The sequence below is a fragment of the Streptomyces sp. SID14478 genome (assembly GCF_010548525.1).
Taxonomy (GTDB): domain Bacteria; phylum Actinomycetota; class Actinomycetes; order Streptomycetales; family Streptomycetaceae; genus Streptomyces.
In genome coordinates this window covers 1-20,494 of record NZ_JAAGMG010000104.1, presented here as the reverse complement: position 1 = coordinate 20,494, position 20,494 = coordinate 1, and the positions used below count along the sequence as shown (strand labels likewise).

The 20,494-nt window shown below is 71.7% G+C and carries 22 protein-coding genes; 13 read left to right on the top strand and 9 right to left on the bottom strand.

All coding sequences use genetic code 11. The annotated features are described in order from the left end of the window. On the top strand, positions 1-290 hold a 290-nt coding region (locus G3I40_RS04305; RefSeq protein ID WP_203643417.1), incomplete at its 5' end, for a triphosphoribosyl-dephospho-CoA synthase. A gap of 50 nt (positions 291-340) precedes the next feature. Here G3I40_RS04305 and ligD read toward each other — a convergent pair. The 3 genes from ligD to G3I40_RS04290 are packed head-to-tail and all read right to left on the bottom strand — an operon-like array spanning position 341 to position 2,688. Further along, positions 341-1,270: a non-homologous end-joining DNA ligase gene (ligD, locus tag G3I40_RS04300; protein WP_164300808.1), complete on the bottom strand. Its 930-nt coding sequence runs from the start codon at positions 1,268-1,270 to the stop codon at positions 341-343. Positions 1,271-1,318: 48 nt separating this feature from the next. Continuing rightward, positions 1,319-2,002, bottom strand: a complete 684-nt coding sequence (locus G3I40_RS04295; protein WP_164300807.1) for an endonuclease — start codon at positions 2,000-2,002, stop codon at positions 1,319-1,321. Continuing rightward, positions 1,999-2,688, bottom strand: a complete 690-nt coding sequence (locus tag G3I40_RS04290) for a DNA polymerase ligase N-terminal domain-containing protein (RefSeq protein ID WP_164300806.1) — start codon at positions 2,686-2,688, stop codon at positions 1,999-2,001. Before G3I40_RS04290 ends, G3I40_RS04295 begins: the two co-directional genes overlap by 4 nt. Positions 2,689-2,988: 300 nt before the next feature. On the opposite strand from G3I40_RS04290, the gene G3I40_RS04285 reads away from it, so the two are divergent. Beyond that, the gene (locus G3I40_RS04285) at positions 2,989-3,360 is read left to right on the top strand and encodes a VOC family protein (protein ID WP_164300805.1); all 372 of its coding nucleotides are present in this window, start codon (positions 2,989-2,991) and stop codon (positions 3,358-3,360) included. Between the two features lie 16 nt (positions 3,361-3,376). Here the strand turns inward: G3I40_RS04285 and G3I40_RS04280 are convergent, their stop codons facing one another. Next, positions 3,377-3,979: an isochorismatase family cysteine hydrolase gene (locus G3I40_RS04280; RefSeq protein WP_164300804.1), complete on the bottom strand. Its 603-nt coding sequence runs from the start codon at positions 3,977-3,979 to the stop codon at positions 3,377-3,379. A 248-nt stretch (positions 3,980-4,227) separates the two neighbouring features. Here G3I40_RS04280 and G3I40_RS04275 point away from each other — a divergent pair, with 248 nt between their 5' ends. The 4 genes from G3I40_RS04275 (at position 4,228) to G3I40_RS04260 (ending at position 8,351) form a co-directional block, all read left to right on the top strand. Then, the gene (locus G3I40_RS04275) at positions 4,228-6,609 is read left to right on the top strand and encodes a phosphoketolase family protein (RefSeq protein WP_164300803.1); all 2,382 of its coding nucleotides are present in this window, start codon (positions 4,228-4,230) and stop codon (positions 6,607-6,609) included. 65 nt (positions 6,610-6,674) lie between these two features. Next, complete coding sequence (locus G3I40_RS04270) at positions 6,675-7,640, top strand: LLM class F420-dependent oxidoreductase (protein WP_164300811.1); 966 nt, start codon at positions 6,675-6,677, stop codon at positions 7,638-7,640. 26 nt (positions 7,641-7,666) lie between these two features. Further along, entirely contained in the window at positions 7,667-8,035 is a 369-nt protein-coding gene (locus G3I40_RS04265; protein WP_164300802.1) for a hypothetical protein, read from the top strand. A 130-nt stretch (positions 8,036-8,165) separates the two neighbouring features. Continuing rightward, complete coding sequence (locus G3I40_RS04260) at positions 8,166-8,351, top strand: DUF6479 family protein (RefSeq protein WP_164300801.1); 186 nt, start codon at positions 8,166-8,168, stop codon at positions 8,349-8,351. A gap of 591 nt (positions 8,352-8,942) precedes the next feature. Here the strand turns inward: G3I40_RS04260 and G3I40_RS04255 are convergent. The 3 genes from G3I40_RS04255 to G3I40_RS04245 are packed head-to-tail and all read right to left on the bottom strand — an operon-like array spanning position 8,943 to position 11,973. Further along, positions 8,943-9,791 carry a carbohydrate ABC transporter permease gene (locus tag G3I40_RS04255; RefSeq protein ID WP_164300800.1) on the bottom strand — a complete coding sequence of 283 codons (849 nt, stop codon included), beginning with the start codon at positions 9,789-9,791 and terminating at the stop codon, positions 8,943-8,945. After that, complete coding sequence (locus tag G3I40_RS04250) at positions 9,791-10,723, bottom strand: sugar ABC transporter permease (protein WP_343244821.1); 933 nt, start codon at positions 10,721-10,723, stop codon at positions 9,791-9,793. Before G3I40_RS04250 ends, G3I40_RS04255 begins: the two co-directional genes overlap by 1 nt. Further along, positions 10,720-11,973 (bottom strand): sugar ABC transporter substrate-binding protein, encoded by a 1,254-nt coding sequence (locus G3I40_RS04245; protein WP_203643414.1) that lies wholly within the window; start codon positions 11,971-11,973, stop codon positions 10,720-10,722. Before G3I40_RS04245 ends, G3I40_RS04250 begins: the two co-directional genes overlap by 4 nt. Positions 11,974-12,455: 482 nt before the next feature. Between G3I40_RS04245 and G3I40_RS04240 the strand changes: the two genes are divergently transcribed. From G3I40_RS04240 to G3I40_RS04225, 4 genes are read left to right on the top strand one after another with little or no spacing between them, the layout of a single operon-like run. Beyond that, positions 12,456-13,553: an LLM class flavin-dependent oxidoreductase gene (locus G3I40_RS04240; protein ID WP_164300799.1), complete on the top strand. Its 1,098-nt coding sequence runs from the start codon at positions 12,456-12,458 to the stop codon at positions 13,551-13,553. Continuing rightward, complete coding sequence (locus G3I40_RS04235) at positions 13,550-14,434, top strand: ABC transporter permease (RefSeq protein WP_164300798.1); 885 nt, start codon at positions 13,550-13,552, stop codon at positions 14,432-14,434. Before G3I40_RS04240 ends, G3I40_RS04235 begins: the two co-directional genes overlap by 4 nt. Positions 14,435-14,489: 55 nt before the next feature. Continuing rightward, entirely contained in the window at positions 14,490-15,530 is a 1,041-nt protein-coding gene (locus G3I40_RS04230) for an ABC transporter substrate-binding protein (RefSeq protein ID WP_164300797.1), read from the top strand. After that, the gene (locus tag G3I40_RS04225; RefSeq protein WP_164300796.1) at positions 15,517-16,293 is read left to right on the top strand and encodes an ABC transporter ATP-binding protein; all 777 of its coding nucleotides are present in this window, start codon (positions 15,517-15,519) and stop codon (positions 16,291-16,293) included. The genes G3I40_RS04230 and G3I40_RS04225 overlap by 14 nt, the downstream gene beginning before the upstream one ends. 85 nt (positions 16,294-16,378) lie before the next feature. Here G3I40_RS04225 and G3I40_RS04220 read toward each other — a convergent pair whose 3' ends face one another. After that, positions 16,379-17,146: a sulfite exporter TauE/SafE family protein gene (locus G3I40_RS04220; RefSeq protein ID WP_164300795.1), complete on the bottom strand. Its 768-nt coding sequence runs from the start codon at positions 17,144-17,146 to the stop codon at positions 16,379-16,381. Further along, a complete protein-coding gene (locus tag G3I40_RS48105) occupies positions 17,146-17,895 on the bottom strand; it encodes a GntR family transcriptional regulator (RefSeq protein ID WP_164300794.1) in 750 nt (249 codons plus the stop codon). The genes G3I40_RS04220 and G3I40_RS48105 overlap by 1 nt, the downstream gene beginning before the upstream one ends. A gap of 228 nt (positions 17,896-18,123) precedes the next feature. Between G3I40_RS48105 and G3I40_RS04210 the strand changes: the two genes are divergently transcribed. From G3I40_RS04210 to G3I40_RS04200, 3 genes are read left to right on the top strand one after another with little or no spacing between them, the layout of a single operon-like run. Further along, positions 18,124-18,606, top strand: a complete 483-nt coding sequence (locus G3I40_RS04210) for a nucleoside deaminase (RefSeq protein ID WP_164300793.1) — start codon at positions 18,124-18,126, stop codon at positions 18,604-18,606. Between the two features lie 48 nt (positions 18,607-18,654). After that, the gene (locus G3I40_RS04205) at positions 18,655-19,626 is read left to right on the top strand and encodes an ABC transporter substrate-binding protein (RefSeq protein WP_164300792.1); all 972 of its coding nucleotides are present in this window, start codon (positions 18,655-18,657) and stop codon (positions 19,624-19,626) included. 10 nt (positions 19,627-19,636) lie between these two features. Then, on the top strand, positions 19,637-20,425 hold the full coding sequence (locus G3I40_RS04200) for an ABC transporter permease (RefSeq protein ID WP_164300791.1): 789 nt from the start codon (positions 19,637-19,639) through the stop codon (positions 20,423-20,425). Positions 20,426-20,494 lie beyond the last annotated feature (69 nt).

Sequence of the window (20,494 nt, the reverse complement as noted above, 5' to 3'; positions counted from 1 at the left end):
CGGAGGAAGCCACCCAGCTCGACGTCCTGCTTCATCTGATGGCCTCCCTGGACGACGCGCGGGTGCTGCGCGAGCACGGCCCGCTGGCGCTGCGCCTCATCCAGCGGGACGCGGCCTCGACCCTGGAGGCGGGCGGGGCCGGGAGCAGCGAGGGCGCCCGCCGGCTGCGGGAGCTGGACGTCCTGGTCCGGCGGTACGGCATCTGTCCCGCCGGGAGCGGGGCGCTCCTGGCGGGACTGTTCCTCCTCGACCGCCTCGGCGGCTCGGCGCCCTCGTCCGAGGCCGCGTAGGACCCGCGGCCGCGTCACGGCACGTGTCCTCTCACCGCGGGGCGCCGTCGTCACCGGCCGCGCAGCTCGCGGAGTGCGCGACGGGCCGGCCCCAGTGCCCGCCCCTGCTGTGCCAGACCGGCCCACGGGTCGCTCCGCGCATGTTCCTCTGCGTCGGCGACGGTCCAACGCCGCGCCGTGAGCGAGGAGTCGTCGAGCTCCTCCCAGGCGATCGGGGTGGCGACCGGCGCACCCGGCACGGCGCGCACCGTGTACGGGACCACGCTGGTCTGGGCGTACGCGTTGCGCTGGACGTCGAGGTACAGCCGCGTGCCCCTGTCCGCCTTTCGCACGGCCGTGGTGAGACGGTCGGGGTGGGCCCCGGCCATTGTGTCGGCGGCCTCCTTGGCGAAGTCGTGGACGTCGTCGAAGGTGTGAGCGCCCCTGAGGACCGCCACGACGTGCAGCCCTCGGGAACCGGTCGTCATGGCCCCGCTGGCGAGTCCGACGTCGTCCAGCAGCTCCCGGACCAGACGCGCGGCGGAGCGGACCGCCTCGAAGTCGTCGTCCGTGGACGGGTCGAGATCGAAGACCAGGCGATCGGGCCGGTCGACGTGCGGCGCCCTCGACTGCCACCGGTGCAGGGTGAGGGCCGCCTGGTCGGCCAGGAACACCAAGGTCGCGGTGTCGTCGCACACCGTGTGCAGAACACTTCCTCCTTCCTTCGCCACCGTGGTCCGGTGGATCCAGTCGGGGAAATGGGAGGGCGTGTTCTTCTGCATGATGCGCGGCCCGTCGAGGCCGTCGGGGAGGCGTTCCAGCATCAGCGGGCGGCCGCGCAGGTGCGGGAGCATGAACGGGGCGATCCGCCGGTAGTAGTCGACGAGACCGCCCTTGGTGAGGACGTCGGCGCCGGAGTCGCCGACGGGCAGCAGCGTCTTGTCCTGCCGGTGCAGGGTCAGCGTGTGTCGGCCTACGCGCAGGCGCTGGGTCCGAGGCATTGCGGCACCACCACTCTCGTAGGGGATCTCGCTCTCGTACGGCCCGCGTCAGGCGGCCCGGGCCAGGCAGTCTTCCACCACCTGCCGGTCCAGGGCCGCGCGCACCAGGGCCGCCGCCAGTGCGGAGCGCGGGGCGTCGCCCGCGAGGCGGGTGAGGGCGGCGGGGTCCTTCGGCAGACCCAGGCGTTCTGCTCCCTGGACCGTCTTCGCGTCGAGGAAGGGCGCGTACTCGGGCCAGACGTCCTGCACCTCGCGCAGGAAGATGTCCGCCCCGGTGGGGCCGATGCCCGGTGTCCGGCGCAGCAGGCGGCGCAGTTCCTCGGCGTCGCCGTCGGCCCGTTCGCGCATCCTTCGCAGATCGCCGCCGCAGTCGTCGAGCAACTGCTGTGCCGCGTCGCCGAGTTGGGTCGCGGTGCGCTCGTCGTAGCGGCGGTATCCGCCCGTGCCCAGGGCGTCGACGCGCTGCTGCCACGTCGCGTCGGCCATGCGACGGGGATCGCGCAGCCCGGCGTCGTACAGCGCCCGCGCCGTCGTCACCGCGACGGAGGCCCGGATCCGGGCACTGAGCAGGTTCGCGAGGACCAGGGTGCGGTACAGCGGCTGCGGCGTGTCCTTGAGCGTGATGCCCGCCTCGGCGGCGTAGGTCTGCCCATGGCGGCTCAGCAGCGCCCGCATCACCTTCTTCTGGTGATCGCGGTCGCCCTTGTGATCCTTGTCCGGCGAGCCGGTCATGCCCGGCCTCCCTCGTCGTGCGGATCCCAGGTCTCGGCGTCGGGTGCCTGGGCGACCTGGCGCAGGGTCCGGCCGCTGCGTACCGAGCGGGCGCGTCGCGGGTCGGGGGTGCCGCCGCCGTTTCCCGTGCCGGTCCGCACGAGCAGCCACGTCGGCTTCGCGCCGGAACTGCCGTGCTTCTCCTCGCGGCCGTGGAACCGGGTGAGCGCGTACTGCCCGCGCAGCTTCTCGCCGTGCAGTTCGAAGGTGGCGTGTCCGTTGTCGAGGGCCTCGCCGAACGGCACCGGACGCTTGCGCTTGTCGTGGCTGGTGGGCCGGTACGTGCCGCGGTCCCAGACGATGACGGTTCCGCCGCCGTACTCGCCCTGCGCGATCACTCCCTCGAAGTCCCGGTAGTCCAAGGGGTGGTCCTCCGTGGGCAGGGCGAGCCGTTTGTCCCGCGGATCGGTGGAGGGTCCCTTGGGCACCGCCCAGGACTTGAGCACGCCGTCGACCTCCAGCCGGAAGTCGAAGTGCATCGTGCTCGCGTCGTGGATCTGGACCACGAACGCGGGCTCGTCGCCGTCGGTGCGCGTCTCCCCGCCGGTGTGCGCCTCGTCCGCCGCGGGACGCTCGCCCCGCGGCTCGCTCGTCCGGTCGAAGTGCCGCTTGCTGCGATACGTCCGCAGCTCGTCCTTCTGGCTCACGGCGACCTCCTCCTGTCGGGCCGCTTGCAGTGCCGGCGGGTACCCGCGCCCCTCTGCGCTCACGCCCCCACCTGCTTCATCATGGCGCGCGCGGGCGTCGGCGGCATCAGCACGGACTCGCCACGCAAGAGTCACGCAATGCGGCAAAACGGGGTGAAATGAGGAGGAGAGCTCATGCCGGCAATCACCTTCACCGGGTGTGCGCAGCATGCATGCGAACCCCTGCTCCAGGGCACCCGCCCGGTCGGAACCGGATCGGCGCAAGACCTGGAGCCGACGGCTGGAAAGGAAAGCACACTCATGCCTGTTGCCCAGTACTCCCTGGTCGCTGTGGACTGTCCCGACCCCCCGGCCCTCGCCGCCTTCTACGCCGGACTGCTCGGCGGCGAGATCAAGCAGTACAACGAGGACTGGTACGACCTGTACGTGCCCGGCGGCCACCGGATCGCCTTCCAGCGCGCCCCGGGCCACCGGCCGCCGCAGTGGCCCCGCGCCGACGACAACTCCCAGCAACTGCACCTGGACTTCGACGTCACGGACATGGCCGGAGCCGAGGCGCAGGCCCTCGCGCTCGGGGCCACGCCGCTGGACGTCGACGACCAGGACGGGCAGCGGGGCTTCCGCGTCTATGCCGACCCCGCGGGGCACCCGTTCTGTCTGTGCCGCGCCTGAGTGCGGGGCAGGCGGCTCACGCGACCTGCCCGGCGTGCTCGGTGAAGGCGATGTCCTGACCGTTCACGACCCGCGCGCCCATGTTCCGGCGCATCATCTCCAGTGCCGCGTCGGCCAGTCGAGGATGGATGTGCGCCACGGCGTCGGCCGCCACGGTCACGTCCAGATGGCGGATGTGGGCGTCCAGGGCCGAGTACAGCACGCACTGCTCGGTCACCTGACCGCACAGGATCACGTGGCGGATCCCCAGCTCCCACAGCAGATAGGTCAGCGGCGTCTCGTAGAAGATCGAGTGCCGCGCCTTCACGACGAACAGCGCGTCGGCGTCCGGCCGCACGGGTTCCACGAGATCCGCGTGCGGGCCCGCCAGCGCCGCGTCGACGAGCTCGCCGTGGTGGGAGCGCCACTGGCCGAAGTTGTCGTTCACGTAAACCACCGGGACACGGGCGGCGCGTGCCGCGCCCAGCAGGTCGGTGACGACCGGCACGACCTTGCGGGCCGAGGGCAGCAGCAGCTCCGCGTCCGGATGGTCGTACGTATTGATCATGTCGATGACGATCAGGGCCGAGGGATCGTCGACGGGCCGCGGCGACGCGGTCTCCGCGGCATCGGCTGACATGAGGGGTCCTTCCGTTCGGCGGGCCGCTGCGGGCTTCCTACCAGGCTGGTCACACGATCGGCCGTCCCGCCACCCTGCGAGGGAGGTCCGGGTGCGTCAGGGTGGAAGCAGACGTGCCGGCCGGTGACTGCCTTCGGCCTGTGCGGGAACACGCGACGGGCGGGCCCCCGACGGGTCCGGGCACCCGCCGTCCGACGCGCCTGCAGTCGCCTGAGGACGCCCCCGACCGACCCCGTTCTGGAGCATCGATGACCCCGTCCGACGACACCGCCGCACGCACCCTCACCGATGACGAACTGCGCGGGCTCGACGCCCACTGGCGCGCCGCGAACTTCCTGGCCGCAGGGCAGATCTACCTCATGTCCGACCCCCTGCTGCGCGAGCCGCTGCGCCCCGAGGACATCAAGCCGCGCCTGCTCGGGCACTGGGGGACCTCGCCCGGCCTGAACCTCGTGTACACGCATCTGAACCGGGTGATCAAGCGGCGGGACCTGGACGCGCTGTGCGTGTGGGGCCCGGGCCACGGCGGCCCCTCGGTGCTGGCCAACGCGTGGCTGGAGGGCAGCTACAGCGAGGTGTGTCCGGACGTGTCCCGTGACGAGGCGGGCATGGCCCGCCTGTTCCGGCAGTTCTCCTTCCCCGGCGGCGTGCCCAGCCATGTGGCGCCGGAGGTCCCCGGGTCCATCCACGAGGGCGGTGAGCTGGGGTACTCGCTGGCGCACGCCTACGGGGCGGCGTTCGACCATCCGAACCTGCTCGTCGCCTGTGTGGTCGGGGACGGCGAGGCGGAGACGGGACCGCTCGCCGCGTCCTGGCACTCCGGCCGGTTCCTCGACCCCGTGCACGACGGCGCGGTCCTGCCGATCCTGCACCTCAACGGCTACAAGATCGCCAATCCGACGGTGCTGTCCCGCATCCCGCACGACGAGCTCGACGCCCTGCTGCGCGGCTACGGCCATCTGCCGCTCTACGTCGAGGGCGACGAGCCGGCGCAGGTGCACCAGGCCATGGCGGGCGCCCTCGACCGGGCCCTCGACCTGATCACCGACCACCAGCGGGCGGCCAGGACCGGCGAGGCCGCCACGCCCGTGCGCTGGCCCATGATCGTGCTGCGTACGCCCAAGGGTTGGACCGGCCCCGCCGAGGTCGACGGGCTGCCCGTCGAGAACACCTGGCGCGCCCACCAGGTCCCGCTGCCCGGCGTCCGTGAGAACCCCGAGCACCTCGCCCAGCTGGAGAGCTGGCTGCGCTCGTACCGGCCGGAGGAACTGTTCGACGCCGACGGCCGGCCCACGCCCGACGTCCTGGCCTGCGTGCCGGAGGGATCCAAGCGGCTGGGCTCGACGTCCTACGCCAACGGTGGGCTGCGGCTGCGGGCCCTGCCGCTCCCGTCCCTCGACGCCTTCGCGGTACCCGTCGACAAGCCCGGCACGTCGCTGCACGCCCCCACCGAGGTCCTCGGCGACCTGCTCGCCCGGGTCATGGCGGACACGGCCCGCGAGCGCAACTTCCGCCTGGTCGGCCCGGACGAGACGGCCTCCAACCGGCTGCAGGCCGTCTACGCGGCCACCGGCAAGGCCTGGCAGGAGCGCCGGCTGCCCGTCGACGAGAACCTCGACGCGCACGGGCGGGTCATGGAGGTGCTGTCCGAGCACATGTGCCAGGGCTGGCTGGAGGGCTATCTGCTCACCGGCCGGCACGGGCTGTTCTCGTGCTACGAGGCGTTCGTCCACATCGTCGACTCCATGGTCAACCAGCACATCAAGTGGCTCAAGACCTCGCGTGAGCTGCCCTGGCGCGCGCCCATCGCCTCCCTCAACTACCTGCTGACGTCGCACGTCTGGCGCCAGGACCACAACGGCTTCTCCCACCAGGACCCCGGTTTCGTCGACCACGTCCTCAACAAGAGCCCGCACATCGTCCGGGTGTTCCTCCCGCCCGACACCAACACCCTGCTGGCCGTGGCCGACCGGGCACTGCGCAGCCGCGACCACGTCAACGTCATCGTGGCCGGCAAGAACCCCAGCCCCGACTGGCTCTCCCTGGAGGAGGCCCGTGCCCACTGCGCGCGCGGCGCCGGCGTGTGGGAGTGGGCCGGAACCGAGCACGGCGCAGAGCCCGACGTGGTCCTGGCCTGCGCCGGCGACGTACCCACCCAGGAGATCCTGGCCGCGGCCCAGCTGCTGCGCCGCCACCTGCCCGAGCTGGCCGTGCGGGTCGTCAACGTCGTCGACATGACCACGCTGCTGCCCGCCGAGGAACACCCGCACGGCCTCACCGACGCCGCGTACGACGGGATCTTCACCCGCGACAAGCCGGTCATCTTCGGCTACCACGGCTATCCGTGGCTGATCCACCGCCTCGCCTACCGCCGGGCGGGCCACGCCCACATGCACGTGCGGGGCTACAAGGAATCGGGCACCACGACGACCCCCTTCGACATGGTCGTCCGCAACGACCTCGACCGGTTCCGTCTCGTCATGGACGTCATCGACCGCGTCCCCGGCCTCGGCGTCTCCGCGGCCCCGGTCCGCCAGCGCATGGCGGACGCCCGCAACCGCCACCACAGCTGGATCCGCGAGCACGGCACCGACCTGCCGGAGATCGCGGAGTGGCGGTGGGCGGGCTGAGACGACCGTCCCCGCGCGCTCGGCATCACCACTCGTGCCGAGGAACCGACTTGGAGGCACCGACGATGGACATCGGCTACACGATGATGACGGAGCAGGCCGGACCGCGAGAGCTCGTCCGGCACGTGGTGGCCGCCGAGGAAGCCGGCTTCGACTTCTCCGTCACCTCCGACCACTACTTTCCCTGGCTGGAGGAGCAGGGCCACTCCCCCTACGCGTGGGCCGTCCTCGGCGCCGCCGCCCAAGCGACGTCCCGCATTCCGCTGATGACCTACGTGACGTGCCCGACCACCCGGTACCACCCGGTCGTGGTCGCCCAGAAGGCCGCCACGCTGCAGCTGCTCTCCGAGGGCCGTTTCCGGCTCGGGCTCGGGTCCGGCGAGAACCTCAACGAGCATGTGGTGGGCTGGGGTTGGCCGTCCCCGTCCGTACGCCTCGAAAAGCTGGAAGAAGCCGTCGCCATCATCCGCGCGCTGTTCGAGGGCAAGGAACTCACCCACCACGGGAGCCACTTCGACGTCGACCGGGCCCGGCTGTGGGACCTGCCCGACACCCTCGTGCCGATCGGGATCGCGGTCTCCGGGCCCACCTCGTGCGCGCTCGCGGGACGCCTCGCCGATCTGGTCGTCGCCACCGAGCCGAAGCGCGAGCTGCTCGATGCCTTCGACCGCTCCGGCGGCGCCGGCAAGCCGCGCGTCGGCCAGCTCCCCGTCTGCTACGACCCCGACCGTCCCGCCGCCGTACGCCGCGCCCACGAGCAGTTCCGCTGGTCCGTCGGCGGCTGGCGGGTCAACGCCGAGCTGCCGCACCCCGTCTCCTTCGCCGGCGCCACCGATCTGGTGTCGCCCGAGGACGTTGCCGGGTCCGTGCCGTGCGGCAGTGACGTCGCCGAGTTCGTCGAGGCCGTACGCCCCTTCGCCGAGGCGGGCTTCACCGAGGTCGCCCTGGTGCAGATCGGCGGCGACCACCAGGACGCCTTCCTCACCTGGGCGCAGAAGGAGCTTCTGCCCGCCCTGCGCAACGCCTTCTGACCCCCGCACCATCTGGAGGAAATCCCATGAACAGCCCCACCGCCGACGGCGGCATCGTCACCGTGACGCTGAGCAACTGCAGCGCGGACGACGCCCGTCGCGTCCTCAGCCACCTCACTGCACGGTTCCCCGACCGCTCGGGCACCGGGAACGCGCCCGCCGTCGACACGCACGCCACGGTGTGGACGGCGCAACTCGACGCGAGCGCCGACCCGACGGACTCCGCGCCGCCCTCCGAGGGCGTCGACGGGCAGGTCTCGGTGACGGTCCAGGGGGCGCCCCACGACGTCTCCGCGGTGCGCGCGACGCTCGCCCAGGACTTCAGCCTGCAGGACTCCGGATCGGCGTCCGGGGACCAGGAGCGCGAGAGCCAGTTCGAGCTCCTGCCCAAGTGAGTCGCCGTTCTCTCCACTCCGGGCGTGCGCACCGCGGCGGACGGGACGCATCGGCGCCGGTCGGCCGACAACCGGGTGGTCTGCACGGTCGACAGGACTCGACCACGGCAAAGCGAGGTACAGGCACGTCATGAACACCTTGGCCATCGAAGGCAGTGCCAGCTGGATCTTCACGATCGTCGGCGTGCTGATCGTGATCGGCTTGCTCACGCTCCTGTGGACGAGCAGGCGCCGGCTGGCCCGGCGCCCGAACCCCCCGCAGGCCCCGCAGCCGCGTCAGGACTCGTGGGAGGACCCGGACGGCCCCAAGCCGTGACGCGCACCCGTCGGGCAGGTGGGGCCGGATCACATGTCCGGCCCCACCTTCCGCCGCGGGATCGCCCCGAGGGCGATCGTCACCCCGCGGACAGCCGGGCGGCAGCGCCGGTCACGTGTCGCACCGGCCGCACTGGTCCCCGTGCCGTACCGCCGACCGGGGCCAGGCCAGTCCCGGGACGGGGGCCCAGCGGCCGCGGTGCGAGCGGTGTGGGGGCGGGCCGTACGGGGACTGCCAGGCCGGCCGGTCCGCTCGGGCCGGAGTGAGCACGGCGCGGCGGCGTACGAACGCGTCGTGGCGCAGCTCGCCTGGCGGGACGCCGAGGGCACCACCGTGGCAGCGGCGAAGAGCGAGGGAGAGGGAGGTGGAGGTGGGCACTACCGCCCGGAGGAGAGACATGGAGGTACACCGATTCCAGTGAGAGGACCGCAGCGAAAAGGAGCGCGGCGCACAGGTGCGTCGCGCGACGGATCAGCGCTCGGGGAAACTCACTTGGTGTACAACGGCTCTCCTTCACGGGGCGGCAGACAGCGCGGAGCATGCTAGCGACACACGCACGTACCGCTCTACTCCTTTTCTCCCGCCGCCCCGTCAGTCGATTCCCGAGCGTTCCACCCCCGCGACGATCCAGCGCTGGAACAGCAGGAACACCACCAACAGCGGCACGATCGAGACGGCGGCCGCGATGAACAGCTCGTGCAGGCGCACCACTTGGGACGTGGTGAACGACGACAGGGCCACCTGCACCGTCCAGGCGTTGCGGTCCTGGCCGATGACCAAGGGCCACAGGAACGAGTTCCAGGCCCCGATGAAGACGATCGTGCCGACCGCCGCGAACACGGGGCGCGCGTTGGGCACGACCACCAGCCAGTAGGTGCGCCAGTATCCGAGGCCGTCCACCCGGGCCGCGTCCTCCAGCTCGCCGGGGAAGCCGAGGAAGTACTGCCGGAAGATGAAGCAGGCGAACGCGGAGAACAGCGTCGGGACGACCAGGCCCCGCAGGGTGGAGACCCAGCCCAGCGACGACACGAGGACGAAGGTGGGGACGAACGTCACCGCCGCGGGAACCATCAGCGTGCCCAGGATGGCGTAGAAGACCTTGTTCGCGTGCCGGTACGGAATGCGGGCGAGTCCGTATCCGGCGAGCGAGGCCAGGAGCAGGGTGCCCAGCGTCGTCGCGACGGCGATCAGCGCCGAGTTGAGCAGGGAGCGCGCGAAGGGGACCGACGTGTCCGCGAACAGCTCGCGCAGATTTCCCCACTGCAGGCTCGACGGGAAGAACGTCCAGTCGGGCGAGGTGATGTCCTGCTCGGTGGCGAGTCCGTTGCGCACGAGCAGGTAGAAGGGGACGAGGAACAGGAGTGCCAAAGCGATCAGGAGGACGAGCCGCAGGGCTCGGCCGGTGCGGACGAGGGCGTCGCCCTCTCGGATGGGCGGCATCAGTCCGCTTCCTTTCTGCCGAGCCCGAACCACCGCGCCTGGCCGACCGTCACCACCGCGATGATCAGGGCGAGAAGCACTGCTCCGGCGCTGCCGAGGCCGAGGTTCTGCCCCTGGCCCAGGGCGGTGTAGTAGAGGTAGATGAGCGGTGGGCGGGCGTAGGGCGGGTAGCCGCGGGAGTCGGAGAGCAGGTTGTAGAACTCGTCGAAGGCCTGGAAGGCGTTGATGACGAGCAGCAGCGCGACGGCCACGGAGGTGGCGCGCAGCTGGGGGAAGGTGATGTGCCGGAACACCTGCCAGCCGGGCCTGGCCCCGTCGACGGCCGCCGCCTCGTAGAGGGTCGGGCTGATCCGCTGCAGGCCCGCCAGGAAGAGGATCATGTAGAAGCCGGCCTGGAGCCACAGTCGTACGGTGACGATGACGAGCCAGTACCAGGGCGGGTCCGTCGTCGACAGCCAGGCGATCGAGTCCGAACCGGCGTATCCCAGCAGGGTGTTGGCGAGTCCGAACCGCACTCCGTTGAACAGCGACATCTTCCAGATCAGTGCGGCGACGACGTAACTGCAGGCCGCCGGGAGGAAGAAGACCGAGCGGAAGAACGCCTGCGCGCGTCGCAGGCGGTTCACCATCAACGCGAGGGCGAGCGAGGCGACGTACGTCGTCGGCACGATGAAGAGCGTGAAGAGGCAGAACGTCCACAGGCTGTCGCGGAACGCGTCGTCCCGCAGCAGCGCCGTGTAGTTGTCGAGGCCGACGAAGCGGTCGGGGGTGACGGTGTTGTGGGCGTCGAAGAAGCTCAGCCAGACGCTCCAGCCGAGCGGGACGTACGTGAACAGGCCGAGGCCGAGGACGAAGGGGCCGACGAAGACCCAGAACCATCGGGTCCGGTTGCGCACCGCCCGCGCCGGCACCGCCGCACGGGGCCCGCTCACTTGGACTTCACGCGGGTCAGCTCCGCGGACACCTTCCGTACGACTCCCTTCAGTTCGCTCTCCGGGTTCGCGCCGTCCTTGATGATGCGGTTGAGGGCGTCCTGGTACGCGGTCTGGGCGGCCGGGGTCCACAACAGCGGCTGCGCGAAGCCGTGTTCGGTCGTGAAGCGGACGGCGTCCGCCGCCGCCCCGTCCTTCAGCTTGTCCGCCTTCTTCGCGAGCGAGATGCGTGCCGGGATGTGGAAGCCGTATCCGAGCGCGAAGTCCTCCTGGTACTCGGTGCGGTCGATCCACAGCCACTTCAGGAAGTCCTTGCCGGCCTGCTGGTGCGCGCTGCGGGTGGAGACCGCGGCGGAGTAGGCGCCGACCGGCACGGACGGGGCGCCCTGTGCGCCGTCCTCGGGGAACGCCAGCACTCCGAAGTCGTCGCCGAGGGCCTTTTGGACCACGGGCAGCGCCCAGAGGCCGGACCACTGCATGGCCGTGAGTCCCTGGGTGAACGCCGAGGGGTCCGACCAGTCCGCGGGCGCTCCGAGCAGCAGGGACTTGTCCGCGTAGAGCCGGTGCAGTTTGCCGAGCGTGCGGGCGGCCGCCGGGTCGTCGAAGCCGACCTTGCCGTCGTCCGTGACGAGGGAGAGGCCGGCAGCGTAGAGCGGGGTGCCGCCGAGTACACCGGCGCCCGCGTCGTTGCCGAGGAAGAGGCCCTTGACCTTCTTGTCCGTCAACTTCGCCGCGGCGTCGACGAGTTCGTCGAGCGTCCGGGGCGGCCGCACTCCGGCGTCGTCGAGCAGGCTCTTGCGGTAGAAGAGCATCTGCATGTCGATGGTCTGCGGGATGCCCCAGATCTTGCCGTCGTACGTCTTCGGGGCGAGCACCGCCGGGTTGAAGTCGTCCTTGACGCCGTCGAACAGGTCGGTGAGGTCGGCCACCTGCTTGCCCTGGATCTGGTCCAGGGTCGGGCCGTTGACCTCGAACACGTCGGGTCCGGACTTGGTGAGCAGGGCGGCCGCCGTCTGCTGGTCGTAATTGCCCGGCCGCCACTGGACGCCGACCCGCGCCTTCTTGTAGGCGGCGGCGTACTTCTTCACGGCCTGTTCGGTGCCCTGTTCGCCGTACTGGTGGTACCACTGCGACAGTTCCGGTCCGCCGCCCGATCCGTCTGCGTCACCGCGGCCCGTGTTGGACCCGCATGCGGTGAGCAGCCCGAAGGCGGCGCCGGTGGCGAGCAGTCCCCTGCGGCTGATGGTCATGGTCGTTGTCCCCAGTCTCGGTGGGCCGGGCGAACGCGATGCCTGCCCGGCGGTCTCGGTGCGGTGCGAACCTGGTGTGTCTGTCCCGACGGCCCAACGATCAACCATGCATGCGGTTTTCGACGGCGGTGCTACGGGCGTGTGTCACGGTCCCGGACCGACCCCATCGCCGCACGTACCACATTCCGGGACGAGTCTGTCCGCCATGCGGACCTCGGTTGTGGCGGTGACGTGTACGCGGACAAGATGCCGCCATGGCCTCTGTACTCGTCTCGCGTCGTCACGTGGATCTGCTGCGTGTCTCCACGATGCTGTGTCGGGCCAACTCCCTGTGTCGTACGGCTGGTTGCTGAAGCACTCCACACCGCTCGCTCCGTAGCGACACCTCTGCGCCTTCACCGGCTCGCACGCGCCCCGCCCCGTCCACCGGGCGGCGCGCCGTCCCACCCATGCCGCCTTGCCACCCGCCTTGAGGTGCCCCCATGCCCGAAGAGTCCCCTTTGCTGCACTGGTTCCTGCCCACAGGAGGTGACGGCCGCGATCCCGGTGGCGTCACGTCCGTGCAGGCCAGGAGCGGTGCCGCGACACGGCGCCCGGCCGACATCGGCTATCTGTCCCAGGTCGCGCGCGCCGCCGAACAGGTGGGGTTCGCCTCCCTGCTCACCCCCGTGGGACTCGGCTGCGTCGACCCGTGGATCCTGACCTCCGCGCTCTCCCAGCACACCGAACGCATCGGCTTCCTGGTCGCCTTCCGCGCCGGGTTCGCGAGCCCCACCCTGCTCGCCCAACAGGCCGACGCCTTCCGCCGGTTCACCGCCGGAAGACTGCGCCTGAACATCGTCACCGGCGGCGACCCCGCCGAACAGCGCGCCTACGGCGACCGGTTGGCGCACGACCAGCGCTACGGCCGCACCGACGAGGTCATGGCCGTCCTGCGTGACCTCCTCGACGGCAAGCGCAGCGACTTCCAGGGGGAGCACGTCCAGGTCGAGGGGGCGCAGCTGACCGACCCGGCCGTCGAGCACAAGGTGCCGCTGTACTTCGGCGGCGCCTCCGCGGCCGCCGAGGACGTCGCCGTCCGCCGCGCCGACGTACAACTCCTGTGGGGCGAGCCCCCCGCGGCCGTCGCCGAACGCGTCGCCCGGCTGCGCGGACGCAACCCGTCGCTGCGCTTCGGCCTGCGTCTGCACGTCATCAGCCGCGACAGCGCCGACGAGGCGTGGGCGGAGGCCGACCGCATCCTGTCCCGGATGGACCCCGAGGCCGTGCGTGCGAGCCAGGAGCGCTTCGCCCGCATGGACTCCACGGGGCAGGCCCGCATGACGGCCCTGCACGCCGGATCCTCCGACGGCCTGACCGTGTCCCCGAACCTGTGGGCGGGCATCGGCCTGGTCCGTGAGGGCGCGGGCACCGCCCTGGTCGGCGACCACGACGAGGTGGCCGAACGCCTCTACGAGTACCGGCAGTTGGGGATCGACGAGTTCATCCTCTCCGGCTACCCGCACCTGGAGGAGGCCTTCCGGGTGGGCGAGGAAGTGGCGCCGCGACTGCGCCGGCTCGTGGACGGCAGCGGCCGATGAGCTCCGTGGACCTGAAGCAGCGCGAGGAGCTGGGCGACCGGCCGCGGCCGGCGGACGCCCGGCGGACGTCGGCCTCCGACCGCCCGGGACCCCGTTACGCGGCCCTGCGCTGGCTCGCACTCCGGGCGATCGCCCTCGCCGTCCTGCTCGCGGCCTGGCAGGCGGTGGTCGCCGCCGAGGTGTGGCCGCGCATCCTCGTCCCTGCCCCGGCGGACGTCTGGCACGCCTTCGTCCAGGCCAACACGGTGCACGACGGCGTCCGCGGCTTCAGCAACCACCTGCTGGGCGAACATCTCGCCGTCAGCCTGCGCCGCATCGGCATCGGCACCGGGTACGCCGCCCTCGTCGGCGTCCCCCTGGGCCTGCTCATCGGCGCCGTGAAACCCGTCGCGGTCGTCCTCGAACCCGCCGTCACCTTCTTGCGGACGCTGCCCCCGCTCGCGTACCTCTCCCTGCTCGTCATCTGGTTCGGCATCGACGAGTCCCCGAAGATCTGGCTGCTCGTCGTCGCCGCGCTGCCGCCGATCGCCGCCGCCACCGCCGCGGCCGTGCGTGACGTACCCGGCGAACTCGTCGAGGCGGCAAGGGCGTTGGGGTCGGGTCCGCTGTCCCTGCTGCTGTCGGTGCGGCTGCCCGCCGCGCTCCCGGAGATCCTCACCGGCATCCGGATCGCCGTCGGCGTCGCGTACACCTCCGTCGTGGCCGCCGAGACGATCAACGGCGTGCCCGGCATCGGAGGCATGATCCGTGACGCGCAGCGCTACAACCAGACGCCCGTGGTGATCGTCGGCATCCTCGCCATCGGTGTCTCGGGCATCGCGCTCGACGCGCTGCTCAAGGCCGTCGAACGGATCGCCGTGCCCTGGCGCGGCCGCGCCTGAGCCCTGCACCATCCCTGCTCTTCCCTCTCGCCTCCCTCTCCCTTGGAGCCTCGCCATGCCTGCCCGTCCCCTGCGCCGCACCCTTCTCGCTTCTCTCGCCCTGACCTTGGGCGCCGGCGCCACTGCCTGCGGCACGGGCGGCTCCGACGCCGCCGGCGCAAAGACCCAGGTCCGCATCGCCTACCAGGCGATACCCAACGCCGACCTGGTCGTGAAGCATCAACGCCTGCTGGAGAAGGCCCTGCCGGACGCCGCGGTGAAGTGGGTGAAGTTCGACTCGGGCGGCGACGTGAACACCGCGGTCATCTCCGGCGCCGTCGACCTCGGCCTCGCCGGGTCGAGTCCGGTCACCAAGGGCCTGTCCGCGCCGTTGAACATCCCCTACAAGGTCCTGTGGGTCCACGACGTCATCGGCGACAACGAGGCCCTCGTCGCCAAGAAGGGCAAGGGCATCACCTCCGTCGCGCAGCTGAAGGGCAAGAAGATCGCCACGCCGTTCGGCTCCACGTCCCACTACTCTCTGCTCGCCGCACTCGACGCCGCCCACGTGAAGCCCTCGGATGTGACGCTCGTCGACCTCCAGCCGCAGGACGCGCTCGCCGCGTGGCAGCGCGGCGACATCGACGCCGCGTACGTGTGGACGCCCACGCTCGGCGAGTTGGAGAAGTCCGGCACCCTGCTGACCACGAGCCGGAAGATCGCCGACGCGGGCAAGCCGACCGCCGATCTGGGTGTCGTCACGAACAACTTCGCGAAGGAACACCCGGACGTCGTCACCGCATGGCTGAAGGCCGAGGACAAGGCCGTCACCCAGGCCAAGTCCGACCCCGCCACGGCCGCCCGGTCCATCGGCGCCGAACTGGGCATCCCCACGGCCGAGGCCCGGGCCCAGCTGAAGCAGCTCCTGCTGCTCGACATCAAGGAGCAGCAGGGTCCGGACTACCTGGGCACGCCCGGGGCGCCCGGCAGGCTCGCCGCCAATCTGCGGGACGCCGCGGTGTTCCTGAAGGGGCAGAAGGCCGTGGACGCGGTGCCGAGCCGGACGGTGTTCGACCAGGCCCTCGCCGTGAAGGAGCTGGCCCGTGCCGCGAAGTGACACGACGACCGGTGCCGACATCACCCTCGACGGCGTCTGCGTGCGCTACGGCGGCAAGAAGGCGCCCGTCACGGCCGTGGAGGACGTCTCCCTGCGCGTGGAGACAGGCGAGTTCGTCGTGCTGGTGGGCCCGTCCGGCTGCGGCAAGACGACGCTGTTGCGGCTGGTCGCCGGGTTCGAGCGCAGCGCGCGCGGGGTGGTCGACGTACGCCGTTCCGTCGGCGTCGTGTTCCAGCAGCCGCGGCTCTTCCCCTGGCGCACGGTCGGCGGCAACATCACCTTCGCACTCACCCGGCACGGAGTACCCCGGGACCAACTGCGGGCCAGGGCCGAGGCGTTGCTGGCCCGCGTGGGGCTCACGGGGATGGCCGGGCGACGCACCTGGGAACTGTCCGGCGGCCAGCAGCAGCGTGTCGCCATCGCCCGCGCCCTCGCGACCGAGCCCCAGGTCCTGCTGATGGACGAACCGTTCGCGGCGCTGGACGCGCTGACGCGGGAGCGGCTGCAGGAAGAGGTGCGGTCGCTGGCGGACGCGACGGGCACGACGGTCCTGTTCGTCACGCACTCCGCGGAGGAGGCGGTGCTCCTGGGCTCGCGGGTCCTCGTGATGGCGGCGGGGCCGGGACGCATCGTCGCGGAGATCCCGGTCGGCCTCGACCGGGACGCGGGCGCCGCCGACGTCGCCGGGCTGCGGGCGACGCCGGACTTCTCGCGCCTGAGGGGAGAGCTGGCGGACGTGATGCGGGAGGCGGCCACCGGCTAGGGATCCCTGGCTGCCCCGGGTCGTGGCGGCGACCCGGGCAGGGAGCGGAAGGTGGCCGCTGCCGGTGGCGGGCAGGGTGCGCGGGTCAGGCGTGCCAGGCCAGGTACGGGGCCAGCGCCAGCAGGCACACCACCAGGGCGTACTTGAGCCGCTGCGCCGGCAGGGCGCGGGCGATCCGCCAGCCGATGAGCACCCCGGCGAGTTCGGGTACGCCGACCACGGCCGCCAGGGTCCAGTCGACGGAGCCGTGGGCCACGTACGCCACCGTGCCGACGCTCGCGATCACGACGGACTGTGCCTGGGCCGCGGCGAGCGCGGCGAGGACCGGCATGCCGCACACGACCAGGAGGGGCACGCTCAGCATCGGGCCGCCGAGCCCGAACAGGCCGGCCGCGACGGACACCACCAGGCCGACCGCCGCCACGCGTGTCGTCGGCACCCGGTCGGTGGCGGATTCGTCCCCGCCCTTCGTCCGTGCGTCGCGCACCCACACGAGGATGCCGGCGGCGGCGACCGCGCAGGCCAGTAGTACGCCGAACCCGCCTGCGGCGACACGGGTGTTGAGCAGGACGCCGAGCGGTGTGCCGGCCAGCGCGACGACGGCCAGTGTCGCGGCACAGCGCCGGGTGCCCGGAGCGCGCAGGTGCCCGGAGCGCGCGTAGGCGGCCGTGCCCAGCAGGCCCGTGGCCACGTGCGTGACGAGGGCGGTGCCGGCCACCCCGGCGGGGGTGAGGCCCGAGAAGAGGAACAGGCCGATCGTGGGCAGCACTCCCCCGGGGCCGAGCGCCGTGATGCCGATGCCGCCGAGCAGTCCGGCCGCCGCGAGGACGACGAGGTGTGTCACGTCCATCATCAGGCCCTTTCCAGCACGGCGTGCAGGGCGAATCTGTCGCCGCGCACCCGCAGGGACTCGACGTCGACCGGGCGGCCGTCCGCGAGGCGCGTGAGGCGGTCGATGGCGAAGAGCGCCGAGCCGTCCGGGATGCCGAGCAGGTGCGCGGTGTCCGGTTCGGCGGTGACCGCGTGCACGGTGATCTCCGCGCCGCCGAGCCGGACGCCGGCGCTCTCCTCGATGAGCGCGAACAGGTCACGCCCCGTCAGATCGAGGTCGAGGAGCGGGCGTCCGATGTCGGGCGCGAGCCAGGTCGAGTCGAGCGAGAGCGGGGAGCCGTCGAGGTGGCGCAGCCGCTCGACGTAGACGGCGGCGGAGGCGTCGGGCAGCCGCAGCCGCTCGGCGACGGCCGGCGGTGCCTGCGCGACCAGGCGTGCCTCGCGCACCTCGTTGGTCACGGCCCCGTACGGCGTCAGTTCCTCGGCGAGACCGGTGAGGCGGCCGAGTCCGTGCCCGGCCTTGCGGGTGATGACAAGCGTGCCGATGCCGCGTCGTCGGGTCACCAGGCCCTCGTCGCGCAGCAGGTCCAGTGCCGCGCGGACGACGTTGCGGGTGGCGCCGAGGCTGCGGCCCAGCGCGCGTTCGTCCGGGAGCATTCCGCTCGCGTAGTCGCCGGCGACGATCCGCTGGCGCAGGACGTCGGCGGCGCGCCGGGCACGCACCTGCCTGCCGCCCGCCTCGTCGGTGCTGCTCGCTCGGGCCTCGCTCACGCTCCGCCTCCTTCCAAGACGGGGCGACCGTACCCGACCTCGGGTTTCGCCGACGTTACGCCACCCAACCTGACCTGCATAAACGTCTGACCTGCGGCGATCTCGCCCGCTTCGGCGGCAACGCCGGTGGACCCGATGCCCCCGGACGCGACATTTCACGCATCTCGTACGCCCGGCCCCTGTGTGACCATGGCACCCACATCACTGCCGAGCACGAGAAGGACGTCCATGGACACGCGTGAAGTGGAGCATCTGCGCCGGTGCGTCGAGCTGGCCGGCGAGGCGCTGGACGCCGGGGACGAGCCGTTCGGTTCCGTGCTGGTGGACGGCGCCGGAACCGTCCGCGCCGAGGACCGCAACCGGGTGGCGGACGGCGACGCCACCCGCCACCCCGAGTTCGCACTCGCCCGCTGGGCGGCCGCCAACCTCTCGCCCGAGGAGCGCGCCGCCGCCACCGTCTACACCTCCGGGGAACACTGCCCGATGTGTTCGGCCGCGCACGCCTGGGTCGGCCTCGGCCGCATCGTCTACGTCGCCTCGTCCGCCCAGCTGTCCGGCTGGCTCGACGCATGGGGACGCCCGCAGGCCCCCGTGCGCAGCCTGTCCGTCCAAGAGGTCGCCCCCTCGGTCACGGTCGAGGGCCCCGTCGACGAACTCGTCCCCGCGATCAAGGAGTTGCACCGGCGCCTGGCCGAACGGTCCGGTTCGTAACGGCCCCTTTGTGGCGATCAATGTCATGTCCCTGGTAGGCAGGGGGTCATGACGTTACGTCAGACGAGGAACGCCAAGGCGAGGGCTGCCGCGACCGCGGCGGCCCTCGCGCTGCTGGTCGCGGGCTGCGGGGACGGCGACGCGAACGGGTCGGGCGACGGGAAGGGCGACCAGGTCACGGTCGCGGCCCTGCCGTTGACGGACTCGGCGGCGCTGTACATCGCCCAGGACCGCGGCCTGTTCAGAAAAGAGGGGCTCGACGTCCGCATCCAGCCCGTCCAGCAGAGCATCCAGGCACTGCCCGCCCTGTCCAAGGGCCAGGTCGACGTGATCGCGAGCGCCAACTACGTGACCTTCCTGCAGGCGTACGAGAAGGGGACGCTCGACGTACGCATCATCGCGGAGGGCGTCAGGCTGACCTCTCACATGATGGACGTCCTGGTGCCGAAGGACTCCTCCCTCAAGAGCGCCGCCGACCTCAAGGGCAAAAAGGTCGCGGTCAACATCCTCAACAACATCCAGACACTCACCCTCAACGCGATTCTCGACAAGCAGGGAGCGGGCCGCCCCGCCTACCGTCAGATCGCGTTCCCTCAGATGGGCCCCGCTCTGGAGAAGGGGCAGGTCGACGCGGTGCATGCCGTGGAGCCCTTCGACAGCGCGGTCCAGGACGAGCTGAAGGCCCGGGTCCTCGTCGACGGCGGCGCGGCGCCCGTCGCGTCGCTGCCGATCAGCGGCTACGTCACCACCGCGCGGTACGCGAAGCAGCACCCGGACTCCGCCGCCGCGTTCCGGCGCGCCATCGAGGCCGCCTCGAAGATCGCGACGCAGGATCCGACGGCCGTCCGCAAGCTGCTGCCGAAGTACGCGAAGGTCTCCGCGGCGCAGGCGGAGTCGATGGGACTGCCCGCGTACCCGGCCACCAGTGATCCCGCCGAACTGCGTCGCCTCATCGAACTCATGCACAAACAGGGGCTGTTGAAGAAGTCCGTCGATCCCTCGACGTTGCTCGTCACATGAACGGGCTGGGGTGAACGGGCGCCGCCGCCGCGACGCCGGGCTCGGCCTGCTCGGCGTCCTGGTGGCGTTCGGGGCGTGCGAGGCCGTGTCGCGAGCGGGTCTCGTGCGGCGCTCCTACCTGCCGCCCGCCTCCGCAGTGGTGGCGCGTGCCGTCGAACTGGGGGGTGACTCCGCGTTCCTCGACGCGGTCGGCGCCACGTTGCGTGCCTGGGCTCTGGGGCTCGCCCTCGCCTGCGCCATCGCCGTGCCGGTCGGTCTGCTGCTCGGCAGCGTGCCCGTCGTGGACGCCGCGGTGCGCGCGATCGTGGAGTTCCTGCGGCCGATGCCGTCCGTGGCGCTGATCCCGCTGGTGTCGCTGCTGCTCGGCTCCGGCACCGAGACCGAGGTCGCGCTGATCACGTACGCCGCGGTGTGGCCGATCCTGTTCAACACGGTGTACGGCATCGCGGAGAGCGAGCCGCTGGCCAAGGACACCCTGCGCGCCTTCGGGTTCGGCCGGGCGGCGGTGCTGCTGCGCGTCGAGCTCGTCGGGGCGGCGCCGTTCATCGCCGCCGGGATCCGGATCTCGGCGGCCGTGGCGCTCATCCTGGCCGTGGCGACGGAGCTGCTGTCCGGGTTCGGCGAGGGCCTCGGAATCTTCATCGCCCAGGCCCAGCTGGCCACGGACGGCGCCCGCGACGTGCTGGCCGGCGTGGTGTGGGCGGGAGTGCTCGGTCTGGTCATCAACGGCGTACTGGTGCGGTGCGAACGGCGACTGTTCCCGTGGACACCGGAGCGTCGGGCGGCGGTGCGGTCGTGACGGATCCGCTGACGGCCGGGCGGGCGGCGCGGCCCGCACTCGGCGCCCTGCTGCGCTGGCCGGTGCTGA